The sequence below is a fragment of the Methylobacterium sp. Leaf94 genome, assembly GCF_001426045.1.
Classification (GTDB): Bacteria; Pseudomonadota; Alphaproteobacteria; order Rhizobiales; family Beijerinckiaceae; genus Methylobacterium.
Genome location: NZ_LMRM01000018.1, coordinates 12,875 through 32,394 on the forward strand (window position 1 = coordinate 12,875; position 19,520 = coordinate 32,394).

Sequence of the window (19,520 nt, forward strand, 5' to 3'; positions counted from 1 at the left end):
GGCCAGCGGGCGCGGCGCCTTCAAGGCGCCGCTCGTCCTGTGGCCACCGTACCACGCTCGCCCCCTCCCGTGAGCCCCCCCATTCCGTTCGACGTTGTCCGGCCGCATCCTGCCCCGATTGGCGTGATGTCGATTCGTCGCCGAACCCCTCCGAGCGTCGACCCACCCCGCCGGCCCAATCCACCGCGCCGATCCACCGAGGATGCGTCCCCGATCATGACCTCCCGTGCCCTGATCCTTGGTTGCGCCGGCAAGACCCTCTCGGCGCAGGAGGCCGCCTTCTTCCGGGACGTGGCGCCCTGGGGTTTCATCCTGTTCAAGCGCAACATCGGCACGCCTGACGAGGTCCGGGCGCTGACCGACGTCCTGCGGGACACGGTCGGCCGCGCCGACGCCCCGATCCTCATCGACCAGGAAGGCGGCCGGGTGCAGCGCATGGGACCGCCGCACTGGCCGGCCTATCCGGCGGGGCGTCGCTTCGCCGGGCTCAACGGATCGGCCGCGACGATCGCGCATCTGGGCGCCCGGCTGATGGCCCATGACCTCGCCAGCGTCGGCATCAACGTCGACTGCGCCCCGGTCCTCGATGTGCCGGTGGCCGGCGCCCACGACGTGATCGGCGACCGCGCCTACGACACCACCCCCGACCGCGTGGCCGAGATCGGCCGGGCCGTGGCCGAGGGCCTGATGCAGGGCGGCGTGCTGCCGGTGATGAAGCACATCCCCGGCCACGGCCGCGCCGGCTGCGACAGCCACAAGGGCCTGCCGGTGGTGGAGGCGGACCTCGCCAGCCTCAGCGCCCAGGATTTCGTGCCCTTCCGAGCCCTCGCCGACCTGCCGATGGCCATGAGCGCCCATGTCGTGCTCACGGCCCTCGATCCCGCCCATCCGGCGACGCAATCGGCCATCGTGATTCGCGACATCATCCGCGGCGCCATCGGCTTCGACGGCCTGCTGATGACCGACGACCTCTCGATGCACGCCCTCCAGGGCACGTTCCGGACCCGGACCGAGGCCTGCTTCGCCGCCGGAATCGATGTCGGCCTGCACTGCAACGGCGATCCGGACGAGATGCTGGGCGTCGCCGAGGGTGCCCCCGCCCTGGCCGGAGCGGCCCTGCGCCGGGCCGAGGCTGCCCTGGCCCGCCTGCCCGCCGGCCCCGACGCCTTCGACGTGCACGAGGCCCGGGCTCGCTTCGCGGCAGCCCTGTCGATGGCCGCCTGAGGTCCGGGTCGCCTGGACGCTCGGCCACCTGACGTCCCGCGCGCCGATGGCCGGACGAGGCGACAACGGCGCGCGGCTGGTCTATGACCCGGCGGTGGGCCGGAAACTTGCATGCCCGCGATGCGGCGATCGGAACGGAGCGCGCGTCACCCGCACTTCTTGTGCTCGGGGTGCCCGATCCTTAGGTTCGCCATCAATCGACACACGAGACGGCGCCGCGCAGTGTTCGGGCTGTGGCGCGGGAGGTTGCCATGGGCAGCATGAGTATCTGGCACTGGATCATCGTCGCCGGCATCGTGATGCTGCTGTTCGGCCGCGGGAAGATCTCGGACCTGATGGGCGACGTCGCCAAGGGCATCAAGGCCTTCAAGAAGGGCATGGCCGAGGACGAGACGCCGACCACCACGGCCGTGCCGCCGCCGAGCGCGGGCGAGCCGGTGCGGACGCTGCCCCACCAGGGGGAGCCCGCCACCGCCAACACGGTGTCGGCCGACCGCAAGGTCGTCTGATCCGCCACGCGAGAATGGGGCGCTGCGGCCGATCGCGGGTCTGGCGCACGGCGCCGCGACCTGCCATGGGCAGCACGCCGTGGATGGGCAGCGCAGGGTCGCGGGACAGTCGACACCATGTTTGACATGAGTTGGGGCGAGGTGATGCTGATCGGCGGCGTCGCCCTCATCGTCATCGGCCCGAAGGATCTGCCGAAGGCCCTGCGCACGGTCGGCCAGATCACCGGCAAGATGCGCCGCATGGCCGGCGAGTTCCAGTCGCAGTTCAACGAGGCGATCCGCGAGGCGGAGTTCGACGAGATCCGCCGCGAGGTGGATGGGGTCAAGCGCTCGGCGAGTACGATGGGGCCGACCTTCAACCCGGTGCAGACCATCCGCGACGAGCTGAAGGGCGCTGTTGACGGCCGAACCGAGACCAAGACGACCCCTTCGCCGACCCAGGGCCTTGCCAACGTCGCCGACCAGCTGGCCGAGCGCGAGGCGACGATGCCGGCGCCGCCTGCGCCGATGCCACCCGAGACCTTGCCGTCCGAGCCCGTCCGACACGTGCCCGGCCCCGTGGAAGCGCTGCCCGACCTGCCGCCGCGCTCCGCCTCGGAAACGCCCGCTCCGGCCACGCCCCACGCCTGGACCGCCGAACCCCCGGCCGCCTTCCCCGACCCGACTCCCAGCGCGTCGCCTCGCTTCGAGACGCCGGCCAAACCCCAGCTTGATTCCGGCCGATGATCAACGAGACCGACGAAGCCGAGATCGAAGCCTCGCGGGCCCCGCTCCTCGACCATCTCATTGAATTGCGGTCGCGGCTGATCAAGTCGCTGGCCGCCTTCGTGGTGATGTTCTTCGGGTGCTTCTTCTTCTCGCGGCACATCTACAATATCCTCGTCTACCCCTACGTCTCCGTGGTGGGCGTCGAGAACGCGAAGCTGATCGCGACGCACTTCCTCGAGCAGGTGTTCACCAACATCAAGCTCAGCGTGTTCGGGGCCGGCTTCCTGGCCTTCCCGGTCATCGCCACGCAGATCTACGCCTTCGTGGCCCCGGGCCTCTATCGCAACGAGCGTCAAGCCTTCCTGCCGTACCTCGTCGCCACCCCGATCTTCTTCATCCTCGGCGCCCTGGTGGTGTTCTTCCTGGCGATGCCGCTGCTGATCCAGTTTTCGGTCTCGCTGCAGCAGATCGGGCAGCCCGGCGAGGCGACGATCGCGCTCCTGCCGAAGGTGGACGAGTACCTCTCGCTCATCATGACGCTGATCTTCGCCTTCGGCATTGCCTTCCAGCTGCCGGTGATCCTGACCCTGCTCGGGCAGATCGGCGTGATCGACACGGCGTTCCTGCGCGAGAAGCGCCGCTATGCCATCGTCCTGGTCTTCGTGGCCGCCGCCGTGCTGACGCCGCCGGACGTGATCTCGCAGCTCTCCCTCGCCATTCCGATGCTGCTGCTCTACGAGGCCTCGATCTTCTCGGTGGCCCGCGTCGAGCGCCGCCGGGCCGCCAAGCGCAAGGCCGAGGGGCTCGACCCGTAAGGCTTTCGGTCCTACGGGGCATCGGCCGGCAGGGGCGAGGCGACGGGGGCGGCAGGATCACGCCAGCGGTTCAGCTCGGCATCGATCGCCCCTTGCGTCCCGCGCATGAACTCGGCGCCGCTCAGGCCCGGGGGCAGGGGCGGAAGGTAGCTCACCGTCACGGCGCCGGGGCTGTGGCGGGCGCCCCCGTGGGGCCAGTACAGGCCGGAATTCACCGCCACCGGCAGCACCGGCAGGCCGAGCTTGGCATAGAGCAGCTCGACCCCGCGCTTGAACTGGACCGGCTCGGCGATGCCGCCGCGGGTGCCTTCCGGAAACATCAGCACCGAGCGTCCCTGCGCGATCGCCGCGCGGCTCTCGTCGATCATCACCCGCAGGGCCTGGGTGCCGTTGGCCCGGTCGATGATGATCATCGGCGAGCGGCGCAGGAACCAGCCGACGATGGGGATCGCCACCAGCTCGCGCTTGGCCACGATGGCGACGTTGGGCACCAGCACGAGGAAGGCCAGGGTCTCCCAGGCCGACTGGTGGTTGGCCACGATGAGACAGGGCTCGGCCGGGATGCGGTCGCGGCCCTCCTCGACATAGGTGAGCCCGACGATGCGGGCGAGGCCGAACAGGATGCCCCGCGACCACAGGCGGGTGAAGGCGCGGATGGGCCGCGCCGGCGCGCCCAGCAGGGCGAGCACCGCCAGCGGCACGATGAACAGGGCGGTCCAGCCGGCCCAGTAGGCGTTGAAGAGCGCGGAACGGATGCGCGACACGTGACGATCCCTCGATCTCGCCCCGGGCGCGATCCCTCGCGGATCAGGAGCCCCAGGCGCGGCATTTCCCCGGCGACGGCGGCGGCGATCCGGTCTATGCCGGCCCGCCGCGCCGACGCGCGCACGATCCTTTAAACATTTTCCAGTCTCACGCGAGCCGAACGCCGTGCGCCTCACCGTCACCACCTGGAACATCAACTCGGTGCGCTTGCGCATCGATTCGGTCCTGCGCTTCCTCGCCGAGGCCCAGCCGGACGTGCTCTGCCTGCAGGAGACGAAGTGCCCTAACGACGCGTTTCCGCTGAAGGCCCTGCGGGGCTCCGGCTACGAGCACGTCGTGTTCGCCGGCCAGAAGGGCTACAACGGCGTCGCGATCCTGTCGCGCTTTCCCCTCCTCGCGCGCGACGTGATGGCGTTCTGCGAGCGCCAGGACGCGCGCCACATCTCGGCGGTCCTCGGCCCCGAAGCCGGGGCGGCGGCCGGGATCGTCCTGCACGATTTCTACGTCCCGGCCGGCGGCGACGTGCCCGACCGCGGCCTCAACCCGAAATTCGCGCACAAGCTCGACTTCCTCGACGAACTGCGCGCCTGGGGCGGCCGTCGGGTCACGGGCCCCGCGATCCTGGTCGGCGACCTCAACGTGGCGCCCCTGGAGCACGACGTCTGGTCGCACAAGCAGCTCCTCGACGTGGTGAGCCACACCCCCATCGAGACCGAGCGGCTCGAGACCCTGCGGGGCGAGGCCGGTTGGGTCGATGCCGCCCGCCTGCTCGTGCCGGAGCCGACGAAGATCTACACGTGGTGGAGCTACCGCTCCCCCGACTGGTCGGCGGCCGACAAGGGCCGGCGCCTCGACCATGCCTGGGTCTCTCCCGACCTCGCCGGCACGGTGCGCGACATGACGGTCGCCCGCCATGTCCGGGGCTGGGACCGCCCCTCCGACCATGCGCCGGTGACGCTGACCCTGGAACTCTGAGGGCTGTCACCGGCCGGTCATGCGCGAGGCGTAGGGGCGGCGTCCATCATCCCCGATGGACAGCCCGAGAGCCCGCATGAATCCCGCAGCACGGGCGGTCCGCCGCGAAACCAGCCTCGGCCTGACCCAGGCCGTGCATCGCAGCCGCGCCCTGTCCCGCGCCGGCCTGTCCGAACGGCTGTTCACCCTGGCCTTCAGCGGGCTGGTCTATCCCCAGATCTGGGAGGATCCGGCGGTCGATCTGGAGGCCCTGGCGCTGGGGCCGGAGGACCACGTCGTCGCCATCGCGTCGGGCAGCTGCAACGTCCTGTCCTACCTCACCGCCGATCCGGCGCGGATCAGCGCGGTCGATCTCAACGGCGCGCACATCGCCCTGGGGCGCCTCAAGCTCGCGGCCCTGACGCGGCTGCCGGATTCGGCAGCCTACCTGCGCTTCTTCGGGCGGGCCGACAGAGCCGACAACATCGCCGCCTACGATGCATGGATCGCGCCCCACCTCGACGCCACCGCACGCGCCTACTGGGAGGCCCATCGCCTCGACGGGCGTCGGCGCATCGCCGCCTTCTCGGAGAACGTCTTCGGCCACGGCCTGCTCGGGCGCTTCATCGGGACCGGGCATCGGCTGGCCCGGCTCTACGGCTGCGACCTCTCCGCCGTCCTCAAGGCCCGCGACCGCGCCGAACAGCGCAGCCTGTTCGCGGCGCACGTGGCCCCCCTGTTCGAAAAGCGCCTCGTGCGCTGGCTGATCCGGCGCCCGGCCTCCCTCTACGGCCTCGGAATTCCCCCGGCCCAGTACCGCGCCCTCGCCCAGGACCACCCGGGCGGCATGGTCGACGTCCTGCGCCACCGCCTGGAGCGACTCGCCTGCGACTTCGACCTCGCCGACAACTACTTCGCCTGGCAAGCCTTCGGCCGGGGCTACGCCCCGGGTCCCGACGCCGCCCTGCCGCCCTACCTGCAGCCGCGCCATTTCGAGACCCTGCGGGCCCGGGCCGGACGCGTGAGTTACCGCCAGCAGTCGATGACGGCGTTCCTGGCCGCCAGCCCCGACCGGAGTGCGGATGCCTACGTGCTCCTCGATGCGCAGGACTGGATGAGCGACGCCGACCTGACCGCCCTGTGGACCGAGATCACCCGCACCGCCCGGCCGGGCGCACGGGTCATCTTCCGCACGGCCGCCGACGAGCGCTGCCTGCCGGGCCGGGTGCCGGACGGGATCCTGGACGCCTGGGACTATGCCGAGGCCGAGAGCCGCGCGGGACAGGCCCGCGACCGCTCGGCCATCTACGGCGGCTTCCATCTCTACCGTAGGCGGGCGGCGTGAGCGACGCCGCGCGGGCGATGGACCGGATGTACCGGCGCCAGCGCCATTTGTACGACGCCAGCCGCAAGTTCTATCTCCTCGGGCGTGACCGGGCGATCGCGGACCTCGCCGTGCCGGCGGGCGGTTCGGTGCTGGAGATCGGCTGCGGCACCGGACGGAACCTCGTGCGCATCGCCCGAAGCTACCCGGAGGCCGCCTGCCACGGCCTCGACGTCTCGGCGGCAATGCTCGCCACGGCCGCCCGCAGCATCGCACGTGCCGGGCTCCAGCCCCGCATTCGCCTCGCGCGCGGGGACGCCACGGCCTTCGACCCGGAGGCCCTCTTCGGGCGGGCCCGCTTCGACCGGATCGTGATCTCCTACGCCCTGTCGATGATCCCGCCGTGGGAGCGGGTGCTGGCCCAGGCCGCCGGACACCTCGCGCCAGGCGGCCAGCTCCACGTGGTGGATTTCGGCGATCAGGCGGGCCTGCCGCGGCCCGCCCGCAGCCTCCTCAACCGATGGCTCGCGGCTTTCGCGGTGACGCCGCGCGCAGACCTGCCGCGGGCGGTCGCGGCCGTGGCCTCCGCCCTGGACGCCGAGGCGCGGGTGCAGCAGCGCTTCCGCGGCTACTGCGTGCACGCGGTGATCACGCGCTGAGGCGGTGCAGGACTCTCCCGGCGACCGACGATCGCAGAGATTGATTCAGCCGTCTCCGGAACGCCCGGGCCCGACCCCGCATTGGGTTTCCGACGCGGCGGCTTCCAGGCCGCCCACCCCAACCGGAGGTTTTCCCATGCGCAAGCTCCTCGTCGCCTTCCTGCTCCCGAAGCTCGTCTCCTATCTGCGCCGGCGCTATTCCGGCCGTCCGAGCCCGCGCCACTACTCCTGAGGTTCAGCGCGCCGCGCCCGCCCCGAGGCCCGGCGCGCGCAGCCGGCGCAGCCGCGCCGCCCGTCGACCGTAGCCGAGGTAGATCGCCAGCCCCACGACGAGCCACAGGGCGAGCCGCAACCAGGTGTCTCCGGGCAGGCCGAGCATCAGTGCGAGGCAGGACAGGATGCCGAGGATCGGCACCACCGGCATGCCCGGCACCCGGAAGGGGCGGGGGCGCCCCGGATCCGTCCGGCGCAGCACCAGGACGGCGGTGCAGATCACCAGAAAGGCGAAAAGGGTGCCGATGCTCACCAGTTCGCCCAGGAGATCCATCGGAACCAGCCCCGACACCAGGGCCGTCACCGCGCCGATGGTGACTTGGCTGGCGGCCGGCGTGCGAAAGAGCGGATGCACCCGTGCGAAGGCCGGCGGCAACAGACCGTCGCGCGCCATGGCGTAGAAGATCCGGGCCTGCCCGTAGAGGGCGGCGAGCGCCGCCGTGGTCAGGCCGAGGATCGCCCCGATCTTGATCGCCACCGCGAAGGCCCCGAAGCCGATCGCCTCCACCGCCTTGGCGATGGGGTCGGGCACGTCGAGGGCCCGGTAGGGGACGAGGCCGGTGAGCACCGCCGCCACCGCCACGTAGAGCACCGTGCTGATCGCCAGCGACCCCAGGAGCCCGATCGGCGCGTCGCGCTGGGGGCGGCGCGTCTCGCCCGCCGCCGTCGAGATCGTCTCGAAGCCGATGAAGGCGAAGAACACCACGCCGGCCCCGCGCAGCACGCCGCTCCAGCCGAACGCGCCGAAGGGGCCGGTGTTCTCCGGCACCAGGGGAGACCACAGGCCCACATCCACATGGGCGGCACCGACGCCGACGAAGGACAGGATGATCGCGACCTTGATCGCCACCATCACGGCGTTCACCCGGGCCGATTCACGGTTGCCACGCACGAGGAGCAGGGTCAGCAGGCCGATCACGGCCGCCGCCGGCAGGTCGAACCATGCGGCGCCCCCGCCGGGCAGGGGGGTGAAGGGAGCCGCCGACAGAAACGCAGGCAGGTGCAGGCCGGCATCGGCGAGGAGGGAGCGAGCGTAGCCCGACCAGCCCACCGCCACGGTCGCAGCGCTCATCGCGTATTCGAGAACGAGATCCCAACCGATGATCCAGGCGCAGGCCTCGCCGAGGGTTGCGTAGGCATAGGTGTAGGTGCTGCCCGGGGCCGGCACCATCGCGGCGAGCTCGGCATAGCAGAGCGCGACGAATCCGCAGGCGATGCCGCCGAGCACGAAGGACAGGGTCAGGCCGGGGCCGGCATAGTTCGCCGCCGCCGTGCCGGTGAGGACGAAGATGCCCGCCCCGATGGTAGCACCCACGCCGAGGGCGACGAGGTCGAACGCCGAGAGCGAGCGCGGCAGGCGCGAGGGTCCCTCGCCCTCGGCGTCGGCCGCCAGGATGTCGGCGACGGATTTGCGCGCGGTGAGGCTGTTGCCCGTCATCGGCAGGACCTTCGCATGACGGTGGATCGCGGGCCAGTCGGGGCAAGTCCCGGGCCAGGCAGGGGGTGCCGAGCACTCGCCCCGGATTTCACGCCACGATCTAGTTCCCGCACCAGGCGGCAACCTGCCCGTGTTGTCAGAGCCGGACCCCTCTGGTAAATCATGGGCCGCATCAAGAGTCGGGGCGATCCCTGACGCCAACCTGCTCCCCCGGGCAAGGTGGCACCCTCCGGCAATCGGCGGGGATGTGGCCGGACCGGCAACCAAACGGGCTTCGCCATATCTCTGTTCGGCCGGCCGCTGCACTCCCGATGCGGACCTTGGCCAGACGAGAGCGACCCATGCCCCCCGAGCCCCAGCAATTCGCGAGCGACAACTACGCCGGCATCTGCCCCGAGGCCTGGGCCGCCATGGACGCGGCCAATCGCGGCTCGGTACCGGCCTACGGCGAAGACCCGTGGACGAAGCGGGCGGCCGACACCTTCAGGACCCTGTTCGAGACGGACGCCGCCGACGTCTTCTTCGCCTTCAACGGCACCGCCGCCAACGCCCTGGCCCTGGCCTCTCTCTGCCAATCCTACCACAGCGTCATTTGCTCGGCCTCGGCCCATGTCGAAACGGACGAGTGCGGCGCGCCCGAGTTCTTCTCCAACGGCTCGAAGCTGCTCGTGGTGGCGAGCCCCGACGGCAAGCTCGACCCGGCCCTGATCCGGGGCGTCGCCACGGGGCGCTCGGACATCCATTTCCCCAAGCCCCGCGTGGTCACGATCACCCAGCCCACCGAGACGGGGCAGCTCTACAGCCTCGCCGAGATCCGGGCGATCGCCGCCACCTGCCGGGATCTCGGCCTGCGCCTCCACATGGACGGGGCGCGCTTCGCCAATGCCTGTGCCAGCCTCGGCTGCAGCCCCGCCGACATGACCTGGAAGGCCGGCGTCGACCTCCTTTGCTTCGGCGGCACCAAGAACGGCATGGCGGCGGGCGAGGCGATCCTGTTCTTCGACGCCGCCCTGGCGGAGGATTTCGGCTACCGCTGCAAGCAGGCGGGGCAGCTCGCCTCGAAGATGCGCTTCCTCTCCGCTCCCTGGGTCGGGGTGCTGGAGGACGGGGCCTGGCTGCGTCACGCGACCCACGCCAATGCATGCGCGCAGAGCCTCGCCGCCGCCGTGGCCGATGTGGCGGCCTTCGACCTGATGTTCCCGGTGGAGGCCAACGCCGTGTTCCTGCGCGCCGCGCCCGAGCACCTCGAGGCCCTGCGCGCCCGGGGCTGGCGCTTCTACACCTTCATCGGCGGCGGTGCCCGTTTCATGTTCGCCTGGGATTCGGACCCGGCCCGGATCGAGGCCCTGGCGGCGGACATCCGCGCCGTGGGCGCCTCGGTCTCCGTGGCGGCCTGAGACGTCGATTTCTCCCTGCGACGGACGGAGGGCTGGCGTCAGGGCCGGTTTCGTGTATGGTCCGCGCCGCTCCGACCCGTATGAACGGGGCCGGGGCACAAGCTGCTTGTGGGCCTGACCGTGCTGGACGACATCCCGGCACCGGCCTTCCGCGAGCGTGGCGCGGCCCTCCTGACGAGGCCGCCCGTTTCCGAAAACCCGGACCGAAAGGCACTGCGATGTCGATCACGGCAGAGCGCAAGACCGCGCTCATCAAGGAATACGCGACCGGCGGCAAGGACACCGGTTCTCCGGAGGTCCAGGTGGCGATCCTCACCGAGCGGATCACCAACCTCACCGGCCACTTCAAGACCCATGGCAAGGACAACCATTCCCGCCGCGGACTCCTGAAGATGGTCTCGCAGCGCCGCTCGCTGCTCGACTACGTCAAGCGCAAGGACGAGGCCCGCTACCGCAGCCTCATCGAGCGTCTCGGCATCCGCCGCTAAACACGGCGTTCACGCGGTTCCGGGCCCGGCCCGGGACCGCGTTTTGACAGTTCGGGCTGCCGGAATGGGTCCGGCCACCCGAAGACCCGGGCGACTTGAAGGCGGATGCGTCGGGGACAGGATCGCGGGGGGCGCGGCGCGCGGCGCCCCCCGCCATCTTGCCCCTGACGGCGCCGGGTTCGCCCGACCGCAGGAAGGCTAGACATATGTTCGATATCCAACGCGAAGAGCTGATGTGGGGCGACCGCAAGCTCGTCCTCGAGACGGGCAAGGTCGCCCGCCAGGCCGACGGTTCCGTCATGGCGACCTACGGCGAGACCTCGGTGCTCGCCACCGTCGTGTCCGGCAAGGAGCCCAAGGCCGGCATCGATTTCCTGCCCCTCACGGTGAACTACCAGGAGCGCGCCTACGCCGCCGGCCGAATCCCCGGCGGGTACTTCAAGCGCGAAGGCCGTCCGTCCGAGAAGGAGACCCTGGTCTCCCGCCTGATCGACCGCCCGATCCGCCCCCTCTTCGTCGAGGGCTGGCGCAACGACACCCAGGTGGTCGTCACCGTCCTGACCCACGACCTCGAGAACGACCCCGACATCCTCGCGATGGTCGCGGCCTCCGCCGCCCTGACCCTGTCGGGCGTGCCCTTCATGGGCCCGATCGGCGCCGCCCGCGTCGGCTACGTCAACGGCCAGTACACCCTGAACCCGCACGTGGCCGACCTCGAGGCCTCGACCCTCGACCTCGTCGTCGCCGGCACCCAGGACGCCGTCCTGATGGTCGAGTCCGAGGCCAAGGAACTCGGCGAGGAGGTCATGCTCGGCGCCGTGATGTTCGGCCACAAGCACTTCCAGCCGGTCATCGAGGCGATCATCCGCCTCGCCGAGAAGGCCGCCAAGGAGCCCCGCAACTTCCAGGCGCCGGAGAACGGCGACGTGGAGCAGGCCGTCCTCGACGTGTGCGAGGCCGACCTGCGCGCCGCATACAAGAACACCGTCAAGCAGGAGCGCTACGCCGCCGTCGACGCCGTGAAGGCGAAGGTGATGGCCGCGCTCTGCCCCGCCGAGGGCGAGGCCCGTTTCCCGGCCGAGAAGGTCAAGGCCGCGTTCAAGGAAGCGCAGTCGAAGGTCGTGCGCTGGAACATCCTCGACACGGGGTCCCGCATCGACGGACGCGACGTGCGCACCGTGCGCCCGATCGAGTCCCAGGTCGGCGTGCTACCCCGCGCCCACGGTTCCTCGCTCTTCACCCGCGGCGAGACCCAGGCCCTCGTGGTCGCCACCCTCGGCACCGGCGAGGACGAGCAGTTCATCGACGCGCTGGAAGGCACCTACAAGGAGACCTTCCTGCTGCACTACAACTTCCCCCCCTACTCGGTGGGCGAGACCGGCCGCATGGGCTCCCCGGGCCGTCGCGAGATCGGCCACGGCAAGCTCGCCTGGCGCGCCGTACACCCCGTGCTGCCGCCGGCCCACGAGTTCCCGTACACGATCCGCGTCGTGTCCGAGATCACCGAGTCCAACGGCTCCTCCTCGATGGCCTCCGTCTGCGGCGCCTCGCTGTCGCTGATGGATGCGGGCGTGCCCCTGCGCCGTCCGGTGGCGGGCATCGCCATGGGCCTCATCCTCGAGGGTGAGCGCTACGCCGTGCTGTCCGACATCCTCGGCGACGAGGATCACCTCGGCGACATGGACTTCAAGGTGGCGGGCACGGAAGCCGGCATCACCTCGCTGCAGATGGACATCAAGATCGCGGGCATCACCGAGGAGATCATGAAGGTCGCCCTGCATCAGGCGCAGGAAGGCCGCGTCCACATCCTCGGCGAGATGGCGAAGGCCCTGACCGATGCCCGTCCCGAGCTCGGCGAGTACGCGCCGCGCATCGAGACCATGCAGATCCCCACCGACAAGATCCGGGAAGTGATCGGCACCGGCGGCAAGGTGATCCGCGAGATCGTCGAGAAGACCGGCGCCAAGATCAACATCGACGACACCGGCACGGTGAAGATCGCCTCCAGCGACGGCAAGGCCATCAAGGCCGCCTACAACTGGATCCGGTCCATCGTGGCGGAGGCCGAGCCGGGCATGATCTATGACGGCACCGTCGTGAAGACGATGGAGTTCGGCGCTTTCGTGAACTTCTTCGGCGCCAAGGACGGCCTCGTCCACATCTCGGAGCTCGCCGCCCAGCGGGTCGCCAAGGTGACGGACGTCGTCAAGGAGGGCCAGAAGGTCAAGGTGAAGTTCCTCGGCCAGGACGACCGCGGCAAGATCCGCCTGTCCATGAAGGTCGTCGACCAGGAGACCGGCGAGGACCTCACCGAGAAGCTCAAGGCCGAGCGCAACGCCGAGCAGGACCGCGCCCGCGGACCTCGCCAGGAGGCGTAGGCCATCCGATCCGGCCGGGTGCGCGAGCGCCCGGCCGCACGGTCAGAACGAGAAGAGCGCGGTCCCGCCGGGGCCGCGCTCTTCTCGTTTGGACAGCGCCTTGACCCGCGATCGGCCGAGGCTCAGGCCGCCCGCTCCCGCAGGTGCGCGACCAGCACGGCGGCGGCGCTGTCCGGATCGCGATCGTTCCAGATCGTGCACTCGGCCGCGATCGGGACGACGCGGTCGAGGCGGGTGCGCAGGTCGCCGTCCTCGGGCCGGGCGCGGGCGGCGAGGCGCCGGGCCAGCACCTCGGGGGCCGCCGTGATGGCGACGACGCCGACCTGTGGCAGGGTCCGCCGCGCCTCCTCGACGATCCGGCGGGAAACGTTGCAGACCACCAGCCGTCCGGCCCGCGCCGGCTCCACGGCGTTGCCGGGAATCGCGTAGCCGAGACCGTGCGCCCGCCAGTGCAGGGCGAAGGCGCCGGCGGCGGCGCCTTCGGTGAAGGCCTCCTCCGTGAGGGCGACGTTGTCCTCGTGGGCCGAGGGTGCGCGGGTGATGAGGCGGCGCGGGAAGACGAAACGGGGATCACCGCCCAGCGCGTCCCGCGCCAGCCGCAGCAGGGTGTCCTTGCCGGCCCCGCTCGGGCCGACCACGAGGGCGAAGCCGCCCGCCATCACACCACCCGCTCGCCGGCGCGCCACACCTGGCGCACCACCGGCACGCCCCGGGCGAGGCGGACGCGGACGAGGTCGGCGCGCAGGCCCGGCGCCAGCCGGCCGCGATCGGTCAGGCCGGTGGCGCGGGCGGGGTTCGCCGTCACGGTGGCGATGGCGTCCGGCAGGGTGATCCCGGGGACGCGCTCGGGCAGCCCGAAAGCCGCCATCAGCAGGCTCGCCGGCACGTAGTCCGAGGATAGGATGCTGAGGGTGCCGGCCTCCGCCAGGGTATGGGCCGCGACGTTGCCGGAATGCGAGCCGCCCCGGATCAGGTTGGGCGCCCCCATCATCACGGTGATGCCGGCCGCGTGCGAAGCCTCCGCCGCCTCCAGGGTGGTGGGGAACTCGGCGAGGACCACCGATTCCTCCCGCGACAGCGCGACATCGGCCAGGGTGGTGTCGTCGTGGCTGGCTAGGGGGATGCCGTGCGCGTGGGCGAGGGCCACCAGGGCGGGCCGGTTCACGGCGTTGAGGGCGCGGCCGTCGCGCATCTTGCGGGCGGTGCTGCGTTTTATCTCCTCGAGGGAGCGACCGCCGCGCCCAGCATACACGAAGTACTTGTCGACGTCACGGAACTGGCGCTGACCCGGCGTGTGGTCCATCAGCGACAGCAGGCCGATGGGGTAGCGCCCCGCGAAGGCGCGCACGGTCTCGACCACGTCGGGGGAGGGGATCTCGCAGCGCAGGTGCGTGCGGTGCTCGGCCCGGAACAGGCCGGCCTCCCCGGCCTCCGCCAGGGCGGCGGCGAGCAGCTCCAGCTCGGTGCCGAGGCCGCTGCCGTCCGGGTCGGTGCCGGCGCGCAGCGAGTCGAACACCGTGGTGATGCCCGACGCCGCGATCTGCGCATCGTAGGCCAGCACCGCCCCGAGGGGATGCCAGCGCACGCCGGGGCGCGGGGCGTAGTGGCTCTCCAGGTGGTCGGTGTGGAGCTCGACGAGGCCCGGGATGAGGGTGTCGCCGGCGCAGTCGAGGCCGCGCTCGGGGGCGCGACCGGTGCCGATCTCGGCGATGCGCCCGTCGACCACGGCGAGCCAGCCGTCCTCGACCCGGTCGGGCAGGACCAGGCGGGCGTTCTCGAGGATCTGGACCCGGTCCGTCATGCTTGCCTGTTCCCGATCCCGAATCATGCCGCCAGCGCCCCGTGGAAGGCCGAGACGTCGACGATGCGCGTCGCCACCGCCTCGCGCACGTCCGCATCGTGGAAGATGCCGAGGATGGCGGTGCCGGCGGCCCGCTTCTCGGCGATGAGGTCCACCACCACGGCGCGGTTCCGCGCGTCGAGGGAGGCGGTGGGCTCGTCCAGGAGCAGGATGGGCCGGTCGGCGATGAGGCCGCGGGCGATGTTCACCCGCTGCTGCTCGCCCCCCGAGAAGGTGGCGGGCGGGAGGGCCCAGAGGCGCTCGGGCAGGTTGAGGCGGGCCAGGAGGTCGCCCGCCCGGGTCCGGGCCGCCGCGGGGGCGAGGCCGCCCTCGAGGCCGGCGGCCTCCACCACGGCGCGGGCGCCGACCCGGGGAATCACCCGCAGGAACTGCGAGACGTAGGACAGCGTGGTGCGGCGCAGCCCCAGGATCTCGCGCGGCGCGGCCGTGGCGAGGTCGACGATGCGGGCCCCGTCGCGGACCCGGATCGCCCCGGCGGCGCAGCGATAGTTGCCGTAGGCCATCTTCAGCAGGGAGGACTTGCCCGCGCCGGAGGCGCCGCCGAGCACGACGCACTCGCCCGGACGGACCGCCAGGGTGGCGCCGGCGATGACGGGCAGCACGGCGCCGCCGCGCAGGTGCAGGGTGAAGCTCTTGGCCACGTCTTCGAAGGCGAGGAGGGGAGGCGTCATGCGGCGAGCACCGAGGAGACGAGGAGCTGGGTGTAGGCGGCCTGCGGATCGTCGAGGACCTGGTCGGTCAGGCCGGTCTCGATCACCCGGCCCGCCCGCATGACGAGGACGCGGTGCGAGAGCAGGCGCGCCACGGCCAGGTCGTGGGTGACGATGATGACCGCGAGGCCGAGCTCGGCCACCAGGCCCCGGATCAGGTCGAGGAGGCGGGCCTGGACCGAGACGTCGAGGCCCGAGGTCGGCTCGTCCATGAGGACGAGGCGGGGGGCGGTGACGAGGTTGCGGGCGATCTGCAGGCGCTGGCGCATGCCGCCGGAGAAGCGCGTCGGCGGGTCGTCGACCCGGTCGGGGGCGATCTCGACCCGGGCTAGCCAGTCGAGGGCGGTGGCGCGGATGCGGCCGTAATGGCGGTCGCCGATGCCCATCAGGCGCTCGCCGACATTGCCCCCGGCCGAGACCGCCATGCGCAGGCCCTGCGTCGCGTCCTGGCGCACGAACCCCCAATCCGTGCGCATGAGCGCGCGGCGCTCGACCGCGCTCAGCGTATCGAGGTCGCGCGTCGCGCCGTCGCGCAGGCGGTAGGCGACCGATCCGGCATCGGCCGCGACCTCGCCGGCGACGAGCGAGAGCAGGGTCGACTTGCCGGAGCCGGATTCGCCGACCACCGCCAGGACCTCGCCGGGGTCGAGGGTGAAGCCGATGCCGTCGCAGGCGAGGCGCCGGCCGTAGCGCTTGGTCAGGCCCTCGACGCTCAGGAGCGGGTCCATCACGCGGCCTCCCCGGTCTGACCGTCGGCGCGGCGAGTCTCGCCAAGGCAGCTCTCGCAATGGTCGGTGTCCGAGCAGACGAACATCCGCCCGCCGGCATCGTCGAGGACGACCTCGTCGAGATAGACGCCCTCGGCGCCGCAGAGGGCGCAGGGGCGGTCGAAGCTCTGGACCCGGAAGGGGTGGTCCTCGAAGTCGAGGCTGCGCACCCGCGTGTAGGGCGGGATCGCGTAGATGCGCTTCTCGCGCCCAGCGCCGAAGAGCTGGAGGGCGGGGCAGTCGTCCATCTTGGGGTTGTCGAATTTCGGGGTCGGGGAGGGGTCCATCACGTAGCGGCCGGCCACCTCCACCGGATAGGCGTAGGTGGTGGCGATGTGGCCGTGGCGGGCGATGTCCTCGTAGAGCTTCACGTGCATGAGGCCGTACTCGGCCAGCGCGTGGAGCTGGCGCGTCTCGGTCTCGCGCGGTTCGAGGAAGCGCAGGGGCTCGGGGATCGGCACCTGGTAGACGAGGACCTGCCCCTCGACGAGCGGCGCCTCCGGGATGCGGTGGCGGGTCTGGATCACGCTGGCCTCGGCCGTGCGCGTCGTCGTGGCGATTCCCGCGGTGGCGGTGAAGAAGCGCCGGATCGAGACCGCGTTGGTGGTGTCGTCGGCGCCCTGGTCGATCACCTTGAGGACGTCGGCGGCGCCGAGGATCGCGGCGGTGACCTGCACGCCGCCGGTGCCCCAGCCGTAGGGCATCGGCATCTCGCGGGCGGCGAAGGGCACCTGGTAGCCCGGGATCGCGATGGCCTTGAGGATGGCTCGGCGGATCATCCGCTTCGTGCCCGCGTCGAGATAGGCGAAGCTGTAGCCGGGGCCGGCCGAGACGGGGGCGGCGGCGGGCGCCGCGGCGGGATTGGACGGGTTCATTCGGCGGCCTCCCGCAGCGGCGATTCGTCGGATTCGGGCGGAGGCGCCGCCGCCCGGGCGGCGTGCTCGGCGCGCAGGCGCCGCACCAGGTCGAGCTCGGCCTGGAAATCCACGTAGTGCGGCAGCTTCATGTGCTCGACGAAGCCCGTGGCCTGCAGGCTGTCGCAATGGGCCAGCACGAATTCCTGGTCCTGGGCCGGCACCGCCACGGCCTCGCCGAGTTCGGCGGCCCGGAGCGAGCGGTCGACCAGGGCCATGGCCATGGCCTTGCGCTCGCCCTGGCCGAAGACGAGGCCGTAGCCCCGGGTGAATTGCGGCGGCACCGCCCCGTGGCCGTGGAACTGGTTGATCATCTGGCACTCGGTCAGGTCCACCGTGCCGAGGCCGACCGGAAAGCCGAGTTCCTCCGGGGTGAATTCGAGGTCCACCGCCCCGACCCGGATCTCGCCGACGAAGGGGTGGGTGCGGCCGTAGCCGCGCTGCGTCGAGTAGCCGAGGGCGAGGAGGAAGCCCTCGTCGCCCCGGGCCAGCCCCTGGAGCCGCACCGCCCGGTCGACGGGGTAGTCCACCGGCTCGCGGGTGAGGTCGCCCACGGGGGCGCCCGCGTCCGGGGGCGAGGGTTCGAGCAGGCCGGCCTGCCCCAGGAGGTCGGTGACCCGCGAGCAGGCGGCGGCATCGGCCTCCGGCTCCGCCTCGGCGGCGGGATCGGGGGAGCGGTCTCGCGAATCCCCGTCGGCCAGGCCGAAATCCACGAGGCGGTGGGTGTAGTCGAAGGTCGGGCCGAGCACCTGCCCGCCGGGCAGGTCCTTGAAGGTGGCGGAGATGCGCCGCGCCAGGGTCATCGCGCCGGTGTCGACCGGCTCGGTGGCGCCGAAGCGCGGCAGGGTGGTGCGGTAGGCCCGCACCAGGAACACCGCTTCGACCACGTCGCCCCGGGCCTGCTTCAGGGCGAGGGCGGCCAGATCGGGATCGTAGAGGGAGCCCTCGGTCATCACCCGGTCGACGAGGAGGCGCATCTGCTCGCGGATCTGCGCCACGGTGAGCTCGGGCACGGCCGGGTCGCCGCGCCGGACCTCGGCCAGGAGGCGGTGGGCGTTGTCGATGGCGGCCTCGCCGCCCTTGACCGCTACGTACATGGCAGAGCCTCCGAACCCGGCAAAGCTTCGGCGGCGACGGGCCGGGTCGAGCGCGGCAGCCCGGCGAGGCGCCCCGGCGCCACGAACAGACAGTCGATCCCGAGCGGGAAGCCCGCATGGTTCGCGGCCCAGCGCGCGGCCCAGGCGGCAGGCAGGGGGCCGGCGTCGAGCCGCGCCGTGCCGCGGATGCCGGGTCCCGCGAAAACCTGCCCCGCGAAACCCGGCCCCGTGAAACCCGGCCCTGCCTCGTCGGAGAGGGTGTCGACGGCCAGGATCAGCGTGGCGGAGGCATCCGGGTAGGCGGGGGTGCCTTGGGCGAAATTCGTGAAGGGCGGGCAATGGGCCGGATCGGCGATCAGTGCGAAGGCGGCCTCTGCGGGGGCCGCGACCAGGGGCGCCCCGGTGTGGAAGCGCAGGAAGCCGGCGACCGCCGGGTCCGCCCGGAGCGGCGCATCGAGCCAGACCGGCGTGTCGGCGTCGGTCAGCGCCAGGGCCAGGGCCGCGAGCTCGGGGGTGAGGGGGCCGGGCGGCGCCAGGGCGGTGACCAGAGGGCGGATCCGCCCGGGCCGGCTCAGGGCCTCCATCGCGGCGCGGAAGACGGCCTGGCCTTCGTGGACGGGATCGGCGAAGCCGGGGGCGAGCCTATGCGCCATCAATCCTCGCCCCGCGCCAGGGTGAAGAAGGTGACCCGGGTGGCCGCCGCCTTCCGGGCGGCCCGTTGCGCCGCCTCCGCCCGGCGGCCGGCGATCTCCGCCAGCGCCGCCTCGAGGGCCGGCCGCGCCTCCGGGCGCTGCCAGTGGGCATCCAGGATGGCGGCGAGGCGGGCGCGGGCCCGGTCGCGGCCGAGATGGTAGGCGAAGCCGGTCTCGCCCCCGGGCAGGCGCACCGCCGCCCGGGTCACCGTGGCCTCGCCGGCGTTGAAGGGCCGGCCGTCGCCGCCGATCCGCCCGCGGACCATGACGAGGCCCGTCTCGGGCGCCCGCAGGTCCTCCGCCTCGGGGGCGGCGCCGGCCCGCGCCAGGGCGGCCAGCAACTCGTCTGCGGAGGCCTGGCCGGCCCGCGCCATCGCCCGCTGGCGCGGGGCAAGGTCTGGCATCCCGGGCCCGGGTGGTGTTTGGCTGGCGCTCGGCATCGGTCGGTCTCCAAACCTGTCTATATGTGTAGACAAGCGGATGATCGGGCGCAAGGGCTTTCGAGGACACCGTGCATTTCGAGGACACCATGCAGACGACGCACGCG

At 71.8% G+C, this 19,520-nt stretch carries 20 protein-coding genes and 1 riboswitch; of the genes, 10 read left to right on the forward strand and 10 right to left on the reverse strand.

From position 1 onward, the window contains the following. Window positions 1-216 precede the first annotated feature (216 nt). From nagZ to tatC, 4 genes are all read left to right on the forward strand, one after another. Window positions 217-1,224 carry a beta-N-acetylhexosaminidase gene (nagZ, locus tag ASG63_RS12035; RefSeq protein ID WP_056216385.1) on the forward strand — a complete coding sequence of 336 codons (1,008 nt, stop codon included), beginning with the start codon at window positions 217-219 and terminating at the stop codon, window positions 1,222-1,224. Between the two features lie 251 nt (window positions 1,225-1,475). Next, window positions 1,476-1,733 (forward strand): twin-arginine translocase TatA/TatE family subunit, encoded by a 258-nt coding sequence (locus tag ASG63_RS12040; protein ID WP_055950728.1) that lies wholly within the window; start codon window positions 1,476-1,478, stop codon window positions 1,731-1,733. A 117-nt stretch (window positions 1,734-1,850) separates the two neighbouring features. Continuing rightward, window positions 1,851-2,459 carry a Sec-independent protein translocase protein TatB gene (gene tatB, locus ASG63_RS25965; RefSeq protein ID WP_082559285.1) on the forward strand — a complete coding sequence of 203 codons (609 nt, stop codon included), beginning with the start codon at window positions 1,851-1,853 and terminating at the stop codon, window positions 2,457-2,459. Next, window positions 2,456-3,256 carry a twin-arginine translocase subunit TatC gene (gene tatC / locus ASG63_RS12050; protein ID WP_056216387.1) on the forward strand — a complete coding sequence of 267 codons (801 nt, stop codon included), beginning with the start codon at window positions 2,456-2,458 and terminating at the stop codon, window positions 3,254-3,256. Before tatB ends, tatC begins: the two co-directional genes overlap by 4 nt. Window positions 3,257-3,267: 11 nt before the next feature. Here the strand turns inward: tatC and ASG63_RS12055 are convergent, their stop codons facing one another. Next, entirely contained in the window at window positions 3,268-4,020 is a 753-nt protein-coding gene (locus ASG63_RS12055) for a lysophospholipid acyltransferase family protein (protein WP_056216389.1), read from the reverse strand. Between the two features lie 166 nt (window positions 4,021-4,186). On the opposite strand from ASG63_RS12055, the gene ASG63_RS12060 reads away from it, so the two are divergent. The 3 genes from ASG63_RS12060 (at window position 4,187) to ASG63_RS12070 (ending at window position 6,958) form a co-directional block, all read left to right on the forward strand. Further along, window positions 4,187-4,996 (forward strand): exodeoxyribonuclease III, encoded by an 810-nt coding sequence (locus ASG63_RS12060; RefSeq protein WP_056216391.1) that lies wholly within the window; start codon window positions 4,187-4,189, stop codon window positions 4,994-4,996. Between the two features lie 76 nt (window positions 4,997-5,072). Continuing rightward, window positions 5,073-6,320 carry a DUF3419 family protein gene (locus ASG63_RS12065; protein ID WP_056216393.1) on the forward strand — a complete coding sequence of 416 codons (1,248 nt, stop codon included), beginning with the start codon at window positions 5,073-5,075 and terminating at the stop codon, window positions 6,318-6,320. 26 nt (window positions 6,321-6,346) lie between these two features. Further along, window positions 6,347-6,958 carry a class I SAM-dependent methyltransferase gene (locus ASG63_RS12070; RefSeq protein ID WP_056216395.1) on the forward strand — a complete coding sequence of 204 codons (612 nt, stop codon included), beginning with the start codon at window positions 6,347-6,349 and terminating at the stop codon, window positions 6,956-6,958. A 235-nt stretch (window positions 6,959-7,193) separates the two neighbouring features. Here ASG63_RS12070 and ASG63_RS12075 read toward each other — a convergent pair whose 3' ends face one another. Beyond that, complete coding sequence (locus ASG63_RS12075) at window positions 7,194-8,669, reverse strand: amino acid permease (RefSeq protein ID WP_082559286.1); 1,476 nt, start codon at window positions 8,667-8,669, stop codon at window positions 7,194-7,196. 164 nt (window positions 8,670-8,833) lie between these two features. Continuing rightward, window positions 8,834-8,946, forward strand: a riboswitch (SAM-I-IV-variant riboswitch). 64 nt (window positions 8,947-9,010) lie between these two features. On the opposite strand from ASG63_RS12075, the gene ASG63_RS12080 reads away from it, so the two are divergent. The 3 genes from ASG63_RS12080 to pnp all read left to right on the forward strand — a co-directional run bounded on the left by ASG63_RS12080 (window position 9,011) and on the right by pnp (window position 12,932). After that, window positions 9,011-10,066, forward strand: a complete 1,056-nt coding sequence (locus ASG63_RS12080) for a threonine aldolase family protein (protein WP_056216398.1) — start codon at window positions 9,011-9,013, stop codon at window positions 10,064-10,066. A gap of 218 nt (window positions 10,067-10,284) precedes the next feature. Further along, window positions 10,285-10,554 (forward strand): 30S ribosomal protein S15, encoded by a 270-nt coding sequence (gene rpsO / locus ASG63_RS12085; protein WP_055950756.1) that lies wholly within the window; start codon window positions 10,285-10,287, stop codon window positions 10,552-10,554. Window positions 10,555-10,760: 206 nt separating this feature from the next. Continuing rightward, window positions 10,761-12,932: a polyribonucleotide nucleotidyltransferase gene (gene pnp, locus ASG63_RS12090; RefSeq protein WP_056216400.1), complete on the forward strand. Its 2,172-nt coding sequence runs from the start codon at window positions 10,761-10,763 to the stop codon at window positions 12,930-12,932. A gap of 122 nt (window positions 12,933-13,054) precedes the next feature. Here pnp and phnN read toward each other — a convergent pair whose 3' ends face one another. From phnN to phnG, 8 genes are read right to left on the reverse strand one after another with little or no spacing between them, the layout of a single operon-like run. Continuing rightward, the gene (gene phnN, locus ASG63_RS12095) at window positions 13,055-13,591 is read right to left on the reverse strand and encodes a phosphonate metabolism protein/1,5-bisphosphokinase (PRPP-forming) PhnN (RefSeq protein ID WP_056216402.1); all 537 of its coding nucleotides are present in this window, start codon (window positions 13,589-13,591) and stop codon (window positions 13,055-13,057) included. Further along, window positions 13,591-14,733 carry an alpha-D-ribose 1-methylphosphonate 5-triphosphate diphosphatase gene (locus tag ASG63_RS12100; RefSeq protein ID WP_056216404.1) on the reverse strand — a complete coding sequence of 381 codons (1,143 nt, stop codon included), beginning with the start codon at window positions 14,731-14,733 and terminating at the stop codon, window positions 13,591-13,593. The genes phnN and ASG63_RS12100 overlap by 1 nt, the downstream gene beginning before the upstream one ends. Window positions 14,734-14,756: 23 nt before the next feature. Next, a complete protein-coding gene (gene phnL / locus ASG63_RS12105) occupies window positions 14,757-15,464 on the reverse strand; it encodes a phosphonate C-P lyase system protein PhnL (RefSeq protein ID WP_056216405.1) in 708 nt (235 codons plus the stop codon). Next, entirely contained in the window at window positions 15,461-16,231 is a 771-nt protein-coding gene (gene phnK / locus ASG63_RS12110) for a phosphonate C-P lyase system protein PhnK (RefSeq protein WP_056216408.1), read from the reverse strand. Before phnK ends, phnL begins: the two co-directional genes overlap by 4 nt. Then, window positions 16,231-17,145 (reverse strand): alpha-D-ribose 1-methylphosphonate 5-phosphate C-P-lyase PhnJ, encoded by a 915-nt coding sequence (locus ASG63_RS12115; RefSeq protein ID WP_056216409.1) that lies wholly within the window; start codon window positions 17,143-17,145, stop codon window positions 16,231-16,233. Before ASG63_RS12115 ends, phnK begins: the two co-directional genes overlap by 1 nt. Then, the gene (locus ASG63_RS12120; protein WP_056216411.1) at window positions 17,142-18,281 is read right to left on the reverse strand and encodes a carbon-phosphorus lyase complex subunit PhnI; all 1,140 of its coding nucleotides are present in this window, start codon (window positions 18,279-18,281) and stop codon (window positions 17,142-17,144) included. Before ASG63_RS12120 ends, ASG63_RS12115 begins: the two co-directional genes overlap by 4 nt. Continuing rightward, the gene (gene phnH / locus ASG63_RS12125) at window positions 18,272-18,934 is read right to left on the reverse strand and encodes a phosphonate C-P lyase system protein PhnH (RefSeq protein ID WP_056216414.1); all 663 of its coding nucleotides are present in this window, start codon (window positions 18,932-18,934) and stop codon (window positions 18,272-18,274) included. Before phnH ends, ASG63_RS12120 begins: the two co-directional genes overlap by 10 nt. After that, on the reverse strand, window positions 18,934-19,377 hold the full coding sequence (gene phnG / locus ASG63_RS12130; RefSeq protein ID WP_274534731.1) for a phosphonate C-P lyase system protein PhnG: 444 nt from the start codon (window positions 19,375-19,377) through the stop codon (window positions 18,934-18,936). The genes phnH and phnG overlap by 1 nt, the downstream gene beginning before the upstream one ends. Between the last annotated feature and the right edge of the window lie 143 nt (window positions 19,378-19,520).